This is a genomic window from Streptomyces sp. S.PB5, from assembly GCF_030403745.1.
GTDB lineage: Bacteria > Actinomycetota > Actinomycetes > Streptomycetales > Streptomycetaceae > Streptomyces.
In genome coordinates, this window is record NZ_JAQMWP010000006.1 from 257437 (window position 1) to 272572 (window position 15136).

Sequence of the window (15136 nt, forward strand, 5' to 3'; positions counted from 1 at the left end):
GCGAACTTGCGTACACGCCGGCCAATGAAGACGTACGGGATGACGTAGACGACGTAGACAGAGCACAGGCGATGGCCCCGGTTCGGGCGGACCGGGGCTCCTCGTGCTGTCGGTTCGGTCCTGAATCCGGCGCGCCGGTCGGTGCCGGTCCCTCCCCTCGTGGGGACCGGTACCGACCGGCGCGGACGAAACCGATCCGCGGCGGCGTGGATCGGGGAACGGCCGGACCAGTGGCCGGCGGGCACGGTGGGTTCTCGCGGCGCGGACCTCGATCGCCCGCCGGGGCGATGTCCGGGTGCCGCGCGCTGCGCCGTGATCGTGCCAGCTATTGCCCTCCGTGAGGAGGATCCGGTGTCCGGACGACTACATAACCGCAGGTCAGCCGTATAAGGTGAGTTTTCCGGTCCGGATACCAGGTGCGAGGGAAGTAAGGGGTGGGGACCTTGAGTTCCGACTCAGGGGCGCGCACAGCCTTCGCGGAGCGACTCGCGCTGCTGTACAAGGAGGCCGGTGATCCTCCGCTCAAACGTGTGTCCGAGGCCGTCGCGCGGCTGCAGCGGGTCGACGAACGAGGACGGCCCGTACGGGTCTCCGCGCAGCGGATCAGCGACTGGCGGCGGGCCAGGAACGTACCCGCTCAGTTCACCGCTCTCGCAGCGGTGCTGCACGTCCTGATACCCGACGCACGGCGCTCGCGCCCCACGCCCGTCTCCCCCGGCCTCTACGACCTGGCCCAGTGGCAGCGCCTGTGGGAGGACGCGGTGGCCGACCCGGTCGGTGACCGCCCCGCGGCCGCGGAGGACGCGGACCGGGTGCTCACCGAGGCGCCGCCCGCTCCCGGTGTCTGCCCCTATCGCGGCCTGGCCTCCTACCGCCAGCAGCACGCGCGCTGGTTCTTCGGCCGGGAGCGGAGCACCGCCGCTCTCCTGGACCGGCTGCGGGCCGCCGAGCGGACGGGCGGTCTGGTCATGCTCGTGGGCGCCTCCGGTGCGGGAAAGTCCTCCCTGCTGAGCGCGGGCCTGGTGCCCGCCCTGGAGAGCGGGGCGCTGAACGACGAGGTCCGGTCGACGACGGGCCTCCTACAGCTCGTACCGGGAGCCGACCCGCTGAAGGAGCTGAGCCGGCAGATCCCCGGGCTGGAGGACATCGTGGCCGCCGCGCCCGCCGCGGCCTCCGCACCTGCCGCGGCCGCCGTGGCGGAGACGGAAGGGGACGAGCAATCGCCCGGTGCCCCGCACTTCGCGGACTCGGTGCGTGCGGCCTTCAGTGCGTGGGCCCGACGTGAGCCCTCGCCGCCCGCCCGTGCCGTCGTAATCGTAGATCAGTTCGAGGAAACCTTTACTCTCTGCCCCGACGAGACGGCCAGGCGCACCTTCATCCAGCTCCTGCACGCCGCGTCCACGCCCGCCGACACGGGTGAGCCGGCCCCCGTGCTCGTGGTCCTCGGCATGCGCGCCGACTTCTACGAGCAGTGCCTCGCCCATCCCGAGCTCGCCGACGCCCTGCAGCACCGGCACATGGTGCTCGGGCCCCTGACCACCACGGAGCTGCGGGAAGCGGTGACCGGGCCCGCCAAGGCCGTCGGTCTGGAACTCGAACCGGGGCTGGCGGAGCTGATCGTCCGGGAGGTCAGCGCCGACGGCCCCCGCGGGGCGCACGACGCGGGCGCCCTGCCGCTCCTCTCGCATGCGCTGCTCGCCACCTGGCAGCGGCGCAAGGGAGGCCGTCTGACGCTGGCCGGCTACCGGGCCGCGGGCGGCATCCAGGGCGCGGTGGCGGCGACCGCCGAACGGGCCTGGTCCGGTCTCGACCCGGCGGCCCGCACGGCGGCACGGCTGCTGCTGCTCCGGCTGGTCCGGCTCGGCGAGGACACCCAGGCCACCCGCAGAAGGGGGACGCGGCGCCGGCTCGCGGAGGAGTCGAGGGACCCCGAAAAGACGGAGGAGTCCCTGGAGGCCCTGGTTCGGGCCCGGTTGGTGACGCTCGACGCGGAGAGCGTGGAGATCACCCATGAGGCGCTGCTGCACGCCTGGCCCAGGCTGCGGAACTGGATCGACGAGGGCCGCAGTGACCATCTGCTGCGCCAGCGTCTGGAGGAGGACAGCAGGTCCTGGGAGAGCTCGGACCGCGACACGGCGCTGCTGTACCGGGGTTCTCGGCTGGAGCAGGCCCACACCTGGGCCGAGTCCGCCGGGGACACCCTGCTGACCCGCGGTGCGGCGGAGTTCCTGGCCGCTTCGGTCAGGCTGCGCCGGCGCGTGCTGTGGGTCAGCCGGGGTGCCGTCGCGGCGCTGGTCGCCATGGCGATCGTGGCCGCCGGTGCGGCGGTGTGGGCGATACAGCAGCGCGACGACGCGGTGTTCGAGCAGGTCCGCGCCGAGGCCGATCGCGTCCAGTCGACCGATCAGTCGCTGTCCGCCCAGCTCGGCCTGGTGGCCCACGGACTGCGGCCGGACGACGACGGCACGAACAACCGGCTGGTCTCGATCGTCAACGCCCCGCTGGCCACACCCCTGCTGGGCCACACCGGCGCCGTCTACCTCACCACGTTCAGCCCGGACGGCCGGCTCCTGGCCAGCGCCAGCTACGACCGGACCGTACGCCTGTGGGACGTCTCCGACCGGGCCCGCCCCAAGCCCCTGGGCAAGCCCCTGACCGGGCACACCAGTTGGGTGAGCAGCGCGGTCTTCAGCCCCGACGGCCGCACCCTCGCCAGCGCCGGGGACGACGGCACGCTCCGGCTGTGGGACGTCACCGACCCCCGTCACCCACGCCCCCTCGGCGCGCCGCTCACCGGTCACGACGGCACGATCTACCTGGTCGCGTTCAGTCCGGACGGGCACACGCTGGCCACCGCCGACGAGAATCGGTCCGTACGGCTGTGGGACGTGCGCGACGTACGGCGGCCGAGGACGCTCGGCACGCTGAGCGGGTTCACCGCCCCGGTGCGCGCGGTGGCGTTCAGCCCGGACGGGCGGACGCTGGCGGCGGGCGGCGACGGCTTCGAGGTCTCCCTGTGGGACCTGCGCGACCCGCGGCACCCGGACCGGCTCGGTACGCCGCTGACCGGCCACACCGACACCGTGCACTCCGTGGCCTTCAGCCCCGACGGCCGTACCCTCGCCAGCGGCAGCTCGGACAACACCATCCGGCTGTGGGACGTCACCGCCCCGAGGCGGGCGCGCTCCCTCGGCGCTCCGCTCACCGGGCACACCGGACCCGTGTGGTCCGTGGCCTTCGACGCGGACGGCGGCATGCTCGCCGCCGGCAGCGCGGACAGCACGGCGAGCCTGTGGAACGTCGGCAACCCGGCCCACCCGTCACAGATCGGCATGCCCCTCACCGGCGGCAGCGGGGAGATGTACGCCGTCGGCCTCAGCCCCGACGGCCGCACCCTCGCCACCGGCAGCGGCGACAGCAAGATCCGGCTGTGGTCGATACCGACGTCCGACATGATCGGCCGCGTCGGCGCCTTCACCCGGGACGGGCGGATCCTCGCCACCGGCAGCACCGACGGCAGGATCCGGCTGTGGGACGTGGCCGATCCCGACCGGCCGGTGGCACTGGGCAGGCCGTTCCGGGTCGGGGAGGACATGGGCGTCCAGCAGCTGGCGTTCTCGCCGGACGGCCGGAGCCTCGCCGTCCTGACCGGCACCCACAACACGGTGCAGCTGTGGAACGTCGCCGACCCCGCCCGCCCGGTGGCCCACGGCGAACCGGTGCGGCTGCGCACCCGTTACGCGGGCGCCGACTCGATGGCCTTCAGCCCCGACGGCCGCACCCTCGCCGGCGCCTACGACGACCGCACGATCCAGCTGTGGGACGCCAGCACCCCGGACCGCCTCGTCCCGCTCGGCAAACTGCTCACCGGCCACAAGGGGTACGTCAACGCCCTGGCCTTCAGCCCCGACGGGAACACGCTCGCCAGCGGCAGCTCCGACCTGACGGTCCGCCTCTGGAACGTCACGGACCCGAGCCGCGCGACCCCGCTGGGCAAGCCGCTCACCGGGCACACGGGCCCCGTCAACACCCTGGCCTTCAGCCCAGACGGCCACACCCTCGCCAGCGGCAGCGGCGACGACACGGTCCGCCTGTGGAACGTCAGCGACCCAGCCGCGGCGGCCCCGCTCGGCTCCCCCCTGACCGGCCACACCGAGGCCCTGGTCTCCCTCACCTTCAGCCGCGACGGCCACACCCTCGCCAGCGGCGGCAACGACAACACGGTCCGCCTCTGGGACGTCACCGACCCCACCGGCGCCGCCCCCATCGGCCAGTCGATGAGCCCCAACGCCAAGACCGGCAACTTCCTGCTGTTCAGCCCCCGCAACGACATGCTCGGCGTCTCCAGCGGCACCGACACCGTCCGCCTGTGGAACCTGGACGTCGACCAGGCCATCGACCGCATCTGCGCGACCACCCACGGCGTCCTGACACCGGAGAAATGGCACGAGTACCTGCCCCGGCTCTCGTACGACCCACCCTGCGACCACTAGTGTTGGCCAAAGCCCGACCGCCTGCGCATCCCCCGTCGTCGGCGGTCGGGCGTCTTCCTGCCCTGCCATCGCACGGCCGTTGATGTGCTCTTTGTGTCTCCTTGAACGCCGAAGACCCCCAACCGCTGCCGGTTGGGGGTCTTCGTGCTGGTGGGGCTAACAGGATTTGAACCTGTGGCCTCATCCTTATCAGGGATGCGCTCTAACCAACTGAGCTATAGCCCCGCCGCGCTCTGCGGTGTGTGTCCCGCGCGCTGACTCCTGAAGATTAGCGCACGACCGGGGCAGTCCCAAAATCGATAGTCGGGGCCGGTCACTCGTCCTCGGCGAGCGTCAGCTCGACGCCGCCGACGAAGCCCGCGGAGAGGTTGTAGATGAACGCGCCGAGGGTGGCGAGCGCCGTCGCGAGGACGACGTCGATGACCGCGATGATCGTCGTGAACATCAGGACGTTGGGCAGCGACAGGAAGGACTGCAGGTCGAAGCCGTTGGACTCGTTGGAGCCGGTGGCTTCCGAGATGGTGCCGCCGACCGTCGAGAAGACGCCCATCGCGTCCATGACCATCCACAGCACCGCGGCCGCCACGATCGTGCAGATGCCGAGGGCGATGGAGAGCAGGAAGCTGACCTTCATCACCGACCACGGGTCGGCCTTCGCCACCCGCAGCCGCGCCTTACGGATGCGGGGCGTCGTGCGCGCGCCGGTGCGCGGACGGCGTACGGCGCTCGTGGGGCCGCCGGCCGGTGCCTGCGCCTGGTAGGCCTGCGGCGGGTGGTACGGCCCGGCGGCGGCCTGCTGCTGCCGCTCCCCCGGCAGCGGCGACGGCGCCGGCGGCTGGGCCGGAGCCTGATGCTGCGCCGGTGACTGCGGCTGAGGCTGTGCGCCCGGAGCAGCCGAGCCCGCGCCGGCCGCGTACTGCTGGGTCTGCGGGCCTCGGGTGTCCGTCACAGTTCCCCCCTGTGATCCAGATGTGTCGGGCGAGGGTGAGTCCTTCGCGGGCGGCTTGATCGCCTTGAGCTGGGTCGTGTGCGAATCTGTCGCGCGCGCGTCGGTCGTACGCGCGGCGGAGCCACGGCCACCTCCGTCCGTCTCCGAACCGGTCTGAGAACCGGTAGAGGTACCGGACGATCCGGCGCCCGTGGCTCCGCTCACGATGACTCACTCCTCGTGCTACTCGGCCGAGGGCGACTCACCCTCGTCCGTGCCGATGGCCGCGGCGCCCTCGGCGGTCTCGTCGACGGCGTCCTCGCCGTCGACCTCCTCCGCCTCGCGCCCCGCCTCGGCGTTACGTGCGATACCCACGACGGCATCGCGCTTGCCCAGGTTGATCAGTTGGACGCCCATGGTGTCACGGCCCGTCTCCCTGACCTCGTTGACTCGCGTACGAATCACACCGCCGCCCAGCGTGATGGCGAGGATCTCGTCGGTCTCCTCGACCACCAGCGCGCCGACGAGAGAACCCCGGTCCTCCACGATCTTGGCGGCCTTGATGCCGAGGCCGCCGCGACCCTGGACGCGGTACTCGTCGACGGCGGTCCGCTTCGCGTACCCACCGTCTGTAGCAGTGAACACGAACGTACCGGGTCGAACAACATTCATCGAGAGCAGCTCGTCTCCCTCACGGAAACTCATGCCCTTGACACCCGAGGTCGCACGGCCCATGGGCCGGAGTGCTTCGTCGGTGGCGGTGAACCTGATCGACTGTGCCTTCTTGCTGATCAGAAGCAGATCATCCTCGGCCGAAACGAGCTCGGCTCCGATCAGTTCGTCGTCCGAACCGTCATCCGTTTCCCGGAGGTTAATCGCGATGACACCGCCGGAACGGGGCGAATCGTAATCCTTCAGAGCCGTCTTCTTGACCAGACCGCCCTTGGTGGCGAGCACCAGGTACGGCGCGACCTCGTAGTTGCGGATCGCGAGGATCTCGGCGATCGCCTCGTCCGGCTGGAAGGCCAGCAGGTTGGCGACATGCTGTCCACGCGCGTCACGCCCGGCGTCCGGCAGCTCGTACGCCTTCGCCCGGTAGACCCGGCCCTTGTTGGTGAAGAACAGCAGCCAGTGGTGGGTCGTGGAGACGAAGAAGTGGTCGACGATGTCGTCTTCCTTGAGCTTCGTGCCCCGTACGCCCTTGCCGCCGCGCTTCTGGGCGCGGTAGTCGTCGGTCTTGGTGCGCTTGACGTAACCGCCGCGCGTGACCGTGACGACGATGTCCTCCTCGGCGATGAGGTCCTCGATGGACATGTCACCGTCGTAGGGGACCAGCATCGTCTTGCGGTCGTCGCCGAACTTCTCGACGATGACGGCGAGTTCCTCGCTGACGATGCCGCGCTGGCGGACCGGCGAGGCCAGGATCTCGTTGTACTCCCTGATCTTCGCCTGGAGTTCGTCGTGCTCCTGGATGATCTTCTGGCGCTCCAGGGCGGCGAGGCGGCGCAGCTGCATCTCGAGGATGGCGTTGGCCTGGATCTCGTCGATCTGGAGCAGGTCCATCAAGCCGGTGCGCGCGATGTCGACCGTCTCACTGGCCCGGATCAGCGCGATGACCTCGTCGATGGCGTCCAGGGCCTTCAGCAGACCGCGCAGGATGTGCGCCCGCTCCTCGGCCTTGCGCAGCCTGAAGCGCGTACGGCGGACGATGACCTCGATCTGGTGCGTCACCCAGTGGCGGATGAACGCGTCCAGGGAGAGCGTGCGCGGGACGCCGTCGACCAGGGCCAGCATGTTGGCGCTGAAGTTCGACTGCAGGTCCGTGTGCTTGTAGAGGTTGTTCAGTACGACCTTGGCGACCGCGTCCCTCTTCAGCACGATGACCAGACGCTGACCGGTGCGCGAGCTGGACTCGTCCCGGACGTCCGCGATGCCGCCGACCTTGCCGTCCTTGACCAGGTCGGCGATCTTCTGCGCGAGGTTGTCGGGGTTGGTCTGGTACGGCAGTTCCGTGACCACCAGGCACTGGCGGTTCTGGATCTCCTCGACCTCGACGACCGCCCGCATGGTGATCGAGCCGCGGCCCGTGCGGTACGCCTCCTCGATGCCCTTGCGGCCCACGACCAGCGCGCCGGTCGGGAAGTCCGGGCCCTTGATGCGCTCGATCAGCGCGTCCAGGAGCTCCTCGTGCGAGGCCTCCGGGTTCTCCAGGTACCACTGGGCACCGGCCGCGACCTCGCGCAGGTTGTGCGGCGGGATGTTGGTCGCCATACCGACCGCGATACCGGCCGAGCCGTTGATCAGCAGGTTCGGGAAGCGGGCCGGCAGGACGGTCGGCTCCTGGGAGCGGCCGTCGTAGTTGTCCGTGAAGTCGACGGTCTCCTCGTCGATGTCGCGGACCATCTCCATGGACAGCGGCATCATCTTGCACTCGGTGTACCGCATGGCGGCCGCCGGGTCGTTGCCGGGAGAGCCGAAGTTGCCGTTGGAGTCCACCAGCGGCATGCGCATCGACCACGGCTGCGCGAGGCGGACCAGCGCGTCGTAGATCGAGGAGTCGCCGTGCGGGTGGTAGTTGCCCATGACGTCGCCGACCACGCGCGCGCACTTGTAGAAGCCGCGCTCGGGGCGGTAGCCGCCGTCGTACATCGCGTACAGGACGCGGCGGTGGACGGGCTTGAGGCCGTCCCGGACGTCCGGCAGCGCACGCGAGACGATGACGGACATCGCGTAGTCGAGATAGGAGCGCTGCATCTCCGTCTCGAGCCCGACGGGCTCGATGCGGACCGTGGTGTCGCCTTCAGCGCCCTCGGGCGTGACAGGAGTGTTCTCGTCGGCCATTGCTGGTGAAGATCCTTCCTGGTGCGGTCAGCTGAGACCGACTCAGATGTCGAGGAAGCGGACGTCCTTGGCGTTGCGCTGGATGAACGCGCGACGGGCCTCGACGTCCTCGCCCATGAGGACCGAGAACAGGTCGTCGGCCTGGGCGGCGTCGTCGAGGGTGACCTGGCCGAGGACGCGGTGCTCGATGTCCATGGTGGTCACACGCAGCTCCTCGGCGTTCATCTCGCCGAGACCCTTGAAGCGCTGGATCGAGTCCTCGCGCACGCGCTTGCCGCGCTGCCGGCCCATCTCCAGGAGCGCGTCGCGCTCGCGGTCCGAGTACGCGTACTCGATGTCGTCCCGGCCCCACTTGATCTTGTACAGCGGGGGACGGGAGAGGTACACGTGCCCGGCCTCGACCAGCGGCCGCATGAAGCGGAACAGGAAGGTCAGCAGCAGGGTGGAGATGTGCTGACCGTCGACGTCGGCGTCCGCCATCAGGATGATCTTGTGATAGCGGAGCTTCTCGATGTCGAAGTCCTCGTGCACACCCGTGCCGAAGGCCGAGATCAGCGCCTGGATCTCCTGGTTCTGCAGGATCTTGTCGATCCGCGCCTTCTCGACGTTGAGGATCTTGCCCCGGATCGGGAGGATCGCCTGGTACTGCGGGTTACGGCCGGATTTGGCCGAGCCGCCGGCGGAGTCACCCTCGACGATGAAGATCTCGCACTTGGTCGGGTCGTTGGACTGGCAGTCGCTCAGCTTGCCCGGCAGCGACGCCGACTCCAGCAGACCCTTGCGACGCGTCAGGTCACGCGCCTTGCGGGCCGCCACGCGCGCGGTGGCCGCCTGGATGCCCTTGCGGATGATGTCCGCGGCCTCGACCGGGTTGCGGTCCAGCCAGTCGTTGAGGTGCTCGTAGACGGCCTTCTGCACGAAGGTCTTCGCCTCCGTGTTGCCCAGCTTGGTCTTCGTCTGGCCCTCGAACTGCGGCTCGCTCAGCTTGATCGAGATGATCGCCGTCAGACCCTCGCGGATGTCGTCACCCGTGAGGTTGTCGTCCTTCTCGCGGAGCAGCTTCTTGTCGCGCGCGTACTTGTTGATCAGATTCGTCAGCGCCGCACGGAAGCCCTCTTCGTGCGTACCGCCCTCGTGCGTGTGGATGATGTTGGCGAACGAGTACACACCCTCGGTGTAGCCACCGTTCCACTGCATCGCGACCTCGACGGAGAGGTTGCGCTCCTTGTCCTCCGCCTCCAGGTCGATGATCGAGGGGTGGACCACTTCCCCCTTGCGGGAGTTGAGGTACTTCACGAAGTCGACGATGCCGCCCTCGTAGTAGTACGAGACGGTCTTGACCTGGTGCTTCTCGTCCTCGCCCGCCTCGTCCGCGCCCGCGGTGGCCTTCGCCGACTCGCGCTCGTCGGTGAGGCTGATGCGCAGCCCCTTGTTGAGGAACGCCATCTCCTGGAAACGCCGCGACAGCGTCTCGAAGGAGTACACGGTGGTCTCGAAGATGTCCGGGTCGGCCCAGAAGGTGACCGAGGTGCCGGTCTCGGAGGTGGCCTCGTGCCGCTCCAGCGGTGCGGTGGGGGCGCCGCCCTTGTACTCCTGCGTCCAGCGGTAGCCGTCGGTCCTGATGTCGACCGCGAGCTTGGTGGACAGCGCGTTCACGACGGAGACACCGACGCCGTGCAGACCACCGGAGACGGCGTAGCCGCCGCCGCCGAACTTGCCGCCCGCGTGCAGCACGGTGAGCACGACCTCGACGGCCGGCTTCTTCTCGACCGGGTGGATGCCCACCGGGATGCCACGGCCGTTGTCGACGACACGCACACCGCCGTCGGCCAGGATCGTCACGTCGATGGTGTCCGCGTGCCCGGCCAGCGCCTCGTCGACCGAGTTGTCGACGACCTCCTGCACAAGGTGGTGCAGGCCGCGCTCGCCGGTCGAGCCGATGTACATACCGGGTCGCTTGCGAACGGCGTCCAGGCCCTCGAGGACGGTGATGGCGCTGGCGTCGTACGAGGAGGTGACCTCGCCGTTGACGCCGACGTCGGTGGACGGGATGTTCTCGTTGGGGTTGCCGGAATCGGCCACGAAGCGCCCTTTCTGGCACAGCACGAGCCAGGCTCCTCGGCGGGTTGCCGGAGCGGCTGCGGCATGTTGCGTTGGTAAGCCTTGATCAGCGTTGCTCAGCGTTTCCCGGGCGGTCCCCACGTTTGGGGCGGGATTGGCTTCCAGTCTACCGGTAGCGCCGACAGTGATGGGGGTTTGCCGGTACCTGAGTCCGCATGTGCCGCCCTGAATAGTCCTCCGCCGGGTCCCCATATACGGAACGGGGCTCCAAGAGGCTCACGGAGGCACTCAGCGCTTCCGGCTGTCAACCCTTGGCTACTTGGGAGTCAGGTCGATGTTCGCAACCGCGTGCGGTCCCACGGCACGACGGCCGCCGGGAGTCCCTGAGGACCACCGACGGCCGTCGATGTGATGTCCGTCACCCGCAGGTTTGCGGGTCACCCGTAGGTGTCACCAGGGCCTGTGCTGCCCGGGGCACGCAGGGGGCCGTAGCGCCGCGCGGGACCACCGGGCCCCTGCACCTTGATGATCCGCACGGCCCCGTGCCCGAGATCCTCGTTCAACCGCGCGACGAGCGTCGGCGCGAGCAGCCGCAGATTGGTGGCCCAGGCCGTCGAGTCGCACCGCACGACCAGCACCCGCTCGTCCTCGTCGTACCGCTCCGGCTCGCAGTGCTTGGCCACGTCCTCGCCGACGATCTCCGGCCAGCGCCCCATCACACCGCCGACCGCCGCGGGCGCCTCCCAACCCCGCTCGCTGAGGAGCCGGTTGATCGCCGACCCCAGCGCCATCGGGTCGCGCCCGTCGGCGCGCGCGCCGGAGCGCAGACCGCCCCGCCGCGCCTGCTTCTTCTGCTGCGCCGCGTCCCCACGCGCGCGTGCCTGCTCCTTGGCGGCACGGAGCGCCACGCGCGCGAGGTCGACGCCGGAGGGCTCAGGCGCCTTCTTGGGCGCCGGCTCCTGAGGGCTGCTCATACCCGCTCCACCACCCCACCGGACACCGAGTACCGCGCCCCCACCAGCAGATGCGGTACGTCGTCGTCGACCGCAGCCGTCACCAGCACCTGCTCACCGGGCGCCACCAACTCCGCCAGCCGCTCGCGCCGCCGGGTGTCCAGCTCGGCGAAGACGTCGTCGAGGACCAGCACCGGCTCATTGCCCTCCGCGCGAAGCAGGTCGTACGACGCGAGGCGCAGCGCCAGCGCGTACGACCAGGACTCCCCGTGCGAGGCGTATCCCTTGGCGGGCAGCTGACCGAGTTTGAGAACCAAATCGTCTCGATGGGGGCCCACGAGGGTCACACCCCGCTCGATCTCCTGCTTACGGGCCTCCGCGAGCGCCGCCATCAGCTGCTCGTAGAGGTCCTCGCGCGTGTGCGCCTCACCCGGCGCCGACGGCTTGTACTCCAGGGCGATCGGGCCGCCGCCGGGCGCGAGCTGCTCGTACGCCTTGTCGGCCAGCGGCTGGATCGCGGCGATCAGGTCGAGCCGCTGAGCGAGCAACTCGGCGCCCGCGCGCGCGAGGTGCTGGTCCCAGACGTCGAGGGTGGACAGGTCCATGGAGCGACCGCCGTGCCGCCGGGCGAGCGCCGCGGACTTCAGCAGGGTGTTGCGCTGCTTGAGGACCCGCTCGTAGTCCGAGCGCACGCCCGCCATGCGCGGGGAGCGCGCGGTGATCAGCTCGTCCAGGAAGCGGCGCCGCTCACCGGGGTCGCCCTTGATCAGGGCGAGGTCCTCGGGCGCGAACAGGACGGTCCGCACGATGCCGAGCACGTCACGCGGCCTGACCTGCGAGGACCTGTTGATACGGGCGCGGTTGGACTTGCCCGGGTTCAGCTCCAGCTCGACCAACTGCTGCCGCTCGCCCTGCTTGACCTGCGCCCGGATCACCGCGCGGTCGGCGCCCATACGGACCAGGGGCGCGTCGGAGGCGACGCGGTGGCTGCCGAGGGTCGCGAGATAGCCGACCGCCTCGACCAGATTCGTCTTGCCCTGCCCGTTGGGGCCGACGAAAGCCGTGACGCCCGGGTCCAGTGGAACTTCGACCCGGGCGTACGAGCGGAAGTCGGCCAGCGACAGATGCGTGACGTGCATGGTCGGGCGCCGACCTCCCCCAGCTTGCGAGCTGTTGTGAACAGCCCTGTGGATTACTTCTTCTCTACCGCGTGGCCGCCGAACTGGTTGCGCAGCGCCGCGATCATCTTCATCTGCGGCGAGTCGTCCTGCCGGGACGCGAACCGCGCGAACAGGGACGCGGTGATCGCCGGGAGCGGTACCGCGTGGTCGATGGCGGCTTCCACAGTCCAGCGGCCCTCGCCGGAGTCCTGTGCATAACCGCGCAGCTTGTCCAGGTGCTCGTCCTCGTCGAGGGCGTTGACGGCCAGGTCCAGCAGCCAGGAACGGATGACCGTCCCCTCCTGCCACGACCGGAACACCTCACGCACGTCCGTGACGGAGTCGACCTTCTCCAGCAGCTCCCAGCCCTCGGCGTAGGCCTGCATCATCGCGTACTCGATGCCGTTGTGGACCATCTTGGCGAAGTGGCCCGCGCCGACCTTGCCGGCGTGCACCGAGCCGAAGTCGCCCTCGGGCTTGAGCGCATCGAAGACCGGCTGCACCTTGGCGACGTTCTCCGCGTCGCCGCCGTACATCAGCGCATAGCCGTTCTCCAGGCCCCATACGCCGCCGGAGACACCGCAGTCGACGAAACCGATGCCCTTGGCCGCGAGCTCCTCGGCGTGCTTCTCGTCGTCCGTCCAGCGGGAGTTGCCGCCGTCCACGACGACATCGCCCGGCTCCAGGAGCTCGGCCAGTTCGTCGACCGTCGACTGGGTGGCGGCACCGGCCGGGACCATCACCCAGACCACGCGCGGACCCTTCAACTTGCCCACAAGCTCTTCCAGGCTGTGGACATCTGCGAGGTCCGGGTTGCGGTCGTATCCGACGACGGTGTGGCCTGCGCGGCGGATCCGCTCGCGCATGTTGCCGCCCATCTTGCCGAGGCCGACGAGACCGAGCTCCATCAGTTGTTCCTTAGGTTGCTGTGGCGTGAGTGGCACCTTCGTACCCACGTCCGAGCCTAAACCCGGACGCTCACGCACACCTGTGGGCATACGCGCTCATACGTACGCCCTCACCTGCGGGTTCTCCCCAGGCCCGGGCCCTCGCACCCACAGCCTGGGGACAACTTCCGCCAGCTCAGCCGCTCAGCCGCACCGGCATACTGCGATCGTGTGGGGGATGACCCCCACACCCCCAGCAGGCGTCCGGCCCAGGCACGCTGCCAGGCTCAGCCGCTCAGGCGCACCGGCATGATCAGGTACTTGTAGGCCTCGTCCGCCTCGGCGTCCAGCGCCGGCTTGCCGCTGAGCAGCGCGGGCTTGGTGGACGTCGTGAAGGACAGCTGGGCGACCGGGGAGTCGATGGCGCTCAGGCCGTCCAGCAGGAAGGTCGGGTTGAAGGCGATCGAGATGTCGTCGCCCTCCAGGTTGGCGTCAACCCTTTCCACAGCCTGTGCGTCGTCGCTGGAACCGGCCTCCAGGATGAGGACGCCCTGCTCGAAGCTCAGCCGCACCGGGGTGTTCCGCTCGGCCACCAGGGCCACACGCTTGACGGCCTCCACGAAGGGGGCGGTCTCGATCACGGCGACGGAGTTGAACTCGGTCGGGAACAGCGTGCGGTACTTCGGGAGGTCGCCCTCGAGGAGACGGGTCGTCGTACGACGCCCGGCGCCCTCGAAACCGATCAGGCCCTCGCCCGCGCCGGAGCCGGAGAGCGCCAGGGTGACGCTGTCGCCGCTCGTGAGCGCCTTGGCGGTGTCCAGGAGCGTCTTGGCGGGCACCAGGGCGACCGCGGACGCGTCGGGGTTCTCCGGCTTCCACAGGAACTCACGGACCGCGAAGCGGTAGCGGTCGGTGGAGGCCAGCGTGACGGTGTCGCCCTCGATCTCGATGCGCACACCGGTCAGCACGGGCAGCGTGTCGTCACGGCCGGCGGCGATGGCGACCTGGGAGGCGGCGGAGGCGAAGACCTCGCCGGGGACGGTGCCGGTCGCGGTCGGCATCTGCGGCAGCGCCGGGTACTCCTCCACAGGCAGGGTGTGGAGTGTGAAGCGCGAGGAGCCGCAGACCACGGTCGCCCGTACACCGTCTGTGGAAATCTCGACCGGCCGGTTGGGGAGAGCGCGGCAGATGTCGGCGAGGAGTCGGCCGGACACCAGGACCGTGCCCTCCTCCTCGACCTCCGCCTCCACGCTGACCCGCGCGGAGACCTCGTAGTCGAAGCTGGAGAGGCTGAGCGCCCCGTCCTCGGCCTTCAGCAGGAGGCCGGCGAGGACAGGCGCCGGCGGACGGGCCGGGAGGCTGCGTGCCGCCCAGGCCACTGCCTCCGCGAGTACGTCGCGTTCCACCCGGATCTTCACTGTTGCCGCCTCCTGCTGTTGCCGGCGCTTCGCTCTGCCTGGCCCTCGTCGTCTGTCTCGGTGTCGTCAGCCCCTGTGAGGGGAAGGACACCGGGGAACAGTCTGACGCACCCCACTGACAGTAGGTGCCTCTCGGGGTCAAGTCGTGACGAGGGGCAGCAGGGAGCCGGACAGCGAGTTGTGCACAGCCCCCTCTTCGAAACGGATTCCCAGCTCTCTCTAGTTGGGAGTAGTAGTAGGGGCTGTGGAAACCGTGGATAACCCCGTTTTCCCAGGTCAGGCGGCAGATTTTGTCCACGGGCCCTGTGGGCGAAGACGGTGGACAACTCGGCGGATCTGTGGAGAACAGAAAGTTCTGCACACCCCATGCACAGCCTGAGGCGACTTCTCCCCAG

Annotated in this window: 8 protein-coding genes and 1 tRNA gene; 1 reads left to right on the forward strand and 8 read right to left on the reverse strand. The window is 69.7% G+C overall.

The features are described from left to right. The first annotated feature begins 434 nt into the window (after positions 1–434). A complete protein-coding gene (locus PH203_RS17645) occupies positions 435–4493 on the forward strand; it encodes an AAA family ATPase (RefSeq protein WP_289920993.1) in 4059 nt (1352 codons plus the stop codon). A gap of 148 nt (positions 4494–4641) precedes the next feature. On the opposite strand, the gene PH203_RS17650 is transcribed toward PH203_RS17645, so the two are convergent. The 8 genes from PH203_RS17650 to dnaN all read right to left on the reverse strand — a co-directional run bounded on the left by PH203_RS17650 (position 4642) and on the right by dnaN (position 14741). Beyond that, positions 4642–4718: transfer RNA gene (locus PH203_RS17650), tRNA-Ile, on the reverse strand. An 88-nt stretch (positions 4719–4806) separates the two neighbouring features. After that, entirely contained in the window at positions 4807–5646 is an 840-nt protein-coding gene (locus PH203_RS17655; RefSeq protein WP_289920994.1) for a DUF3566 domain-containing protein, read from the reverse strand. Between the two features lie 18 nt (positions 5647–5664). After that, a complete protein-coding gene (gene gyrA / locus PH203_RS17660; protein WP_289920995.1) occupies positions 5665–8262 on the reverse strand; it encodes a DNA gyrase subunit A in 2598 nt (865 codons plus the stop codon). Positions 8263–8304: 42 nt separating this feature from the next. After that, a complete protein-coding gene (gene gyrB / locus PH203_RS17665; RefSeq protein WP_289921302.1) occupies positions 8305–10344 on the reverse strand; it encodes a DNA topoisomerase (ATP-hydrolyzing) subunit B in 2040 nt (679 codons plus the stop codon). A 416-nt stretch (positions 10345–10760) separates the two neighbouring features. Next, positions 10761–11297 carry a DciA family protein gene (locus tag PH203_RS17670; RefSeq protein ID WP_289920997.1) on the reverse strand — a complete coding sequence of 179 codons (537 nt, stop codon included), beginning with the start codon at positions 11295–11297 and terminating at the stop codon, positions 10761–10763. Further along, positions 11294–12415 carry a DNA replication/repair protein RecF gene (gene recF, locus PH203_RS17675; RefSeq protein WP_289920999.1) on the reverse strand — a complete coding sequence of 374 codons (1122 nt, stop codon included), beginning with the start codon at positions 12413–12415 and terminating at the stop codon, positions 11294–11296. Before recF ends, PH203_RS17670 begins: the two co-directional genes overlap by 4 nt. Before the next feature lie 53 nt (positions 12416–12468). Next, the gene (gnd, locus tag PH203_RS17680; protein ID WP_289921001.1) at positions 12469–13344 is read right to left on the reverse strand and encodes a phosphogluconate dehydrogenase (NAD(+)-dependent, decarboxylating); all 876 of its coding nucleotides are present in this window, start codon (positions 13342–13344) and stop codon (positions 12469–12471) included. 266 nt (positions 13345–13610) lie between these two features. Continuing rightward, positions 13611–14741 carry a DNA polymerase III subunit beta gene (gene dnaN, locus PH203_RS17685; RefSeq protein WP_289921003.1) on the reverse strand — a complete coding sequence of 377 codons (1131 nt, stop codon included), beginning with the start codon at positions 14739–14741 and terminating at the stop codon, positions 13611–13613. Between the last annotated feature and the right edge of the window lie 395 nt (positions 14742–15136).

Bases quoted from the DNA above. Each gene is read 5' to 3' on its own strand.
- gyrA (WP_289920995.1), bottom strand. From the start codon at position 8,262: ATGGCCGACGAGAACACTCCTGTCACGCCCGAGGGCGCTGAAGGCGAC.
- PH203_RS17670 (WP_289920997.1), bottom strand. From the start codon at position 11,297: ATGAGCAGCCCTCAGGAGCCGGCGCCCAAGAAGGCGCCTGAGCCCTCC.
- recF (WP_289920999.1), bottom strand. From the start codon at position 12,415: ATGCACGTCACGCATCTGTCGCTGGCCGACTTCCGCTCGTACGCCCGG.
- gnd (WP_289921001.1), bottom strand. From the start codon at position 13,344: ATGGAGCTCGGTCTCGTCGGCCTCGGCAAGATGGGCGGCAACATGCGC.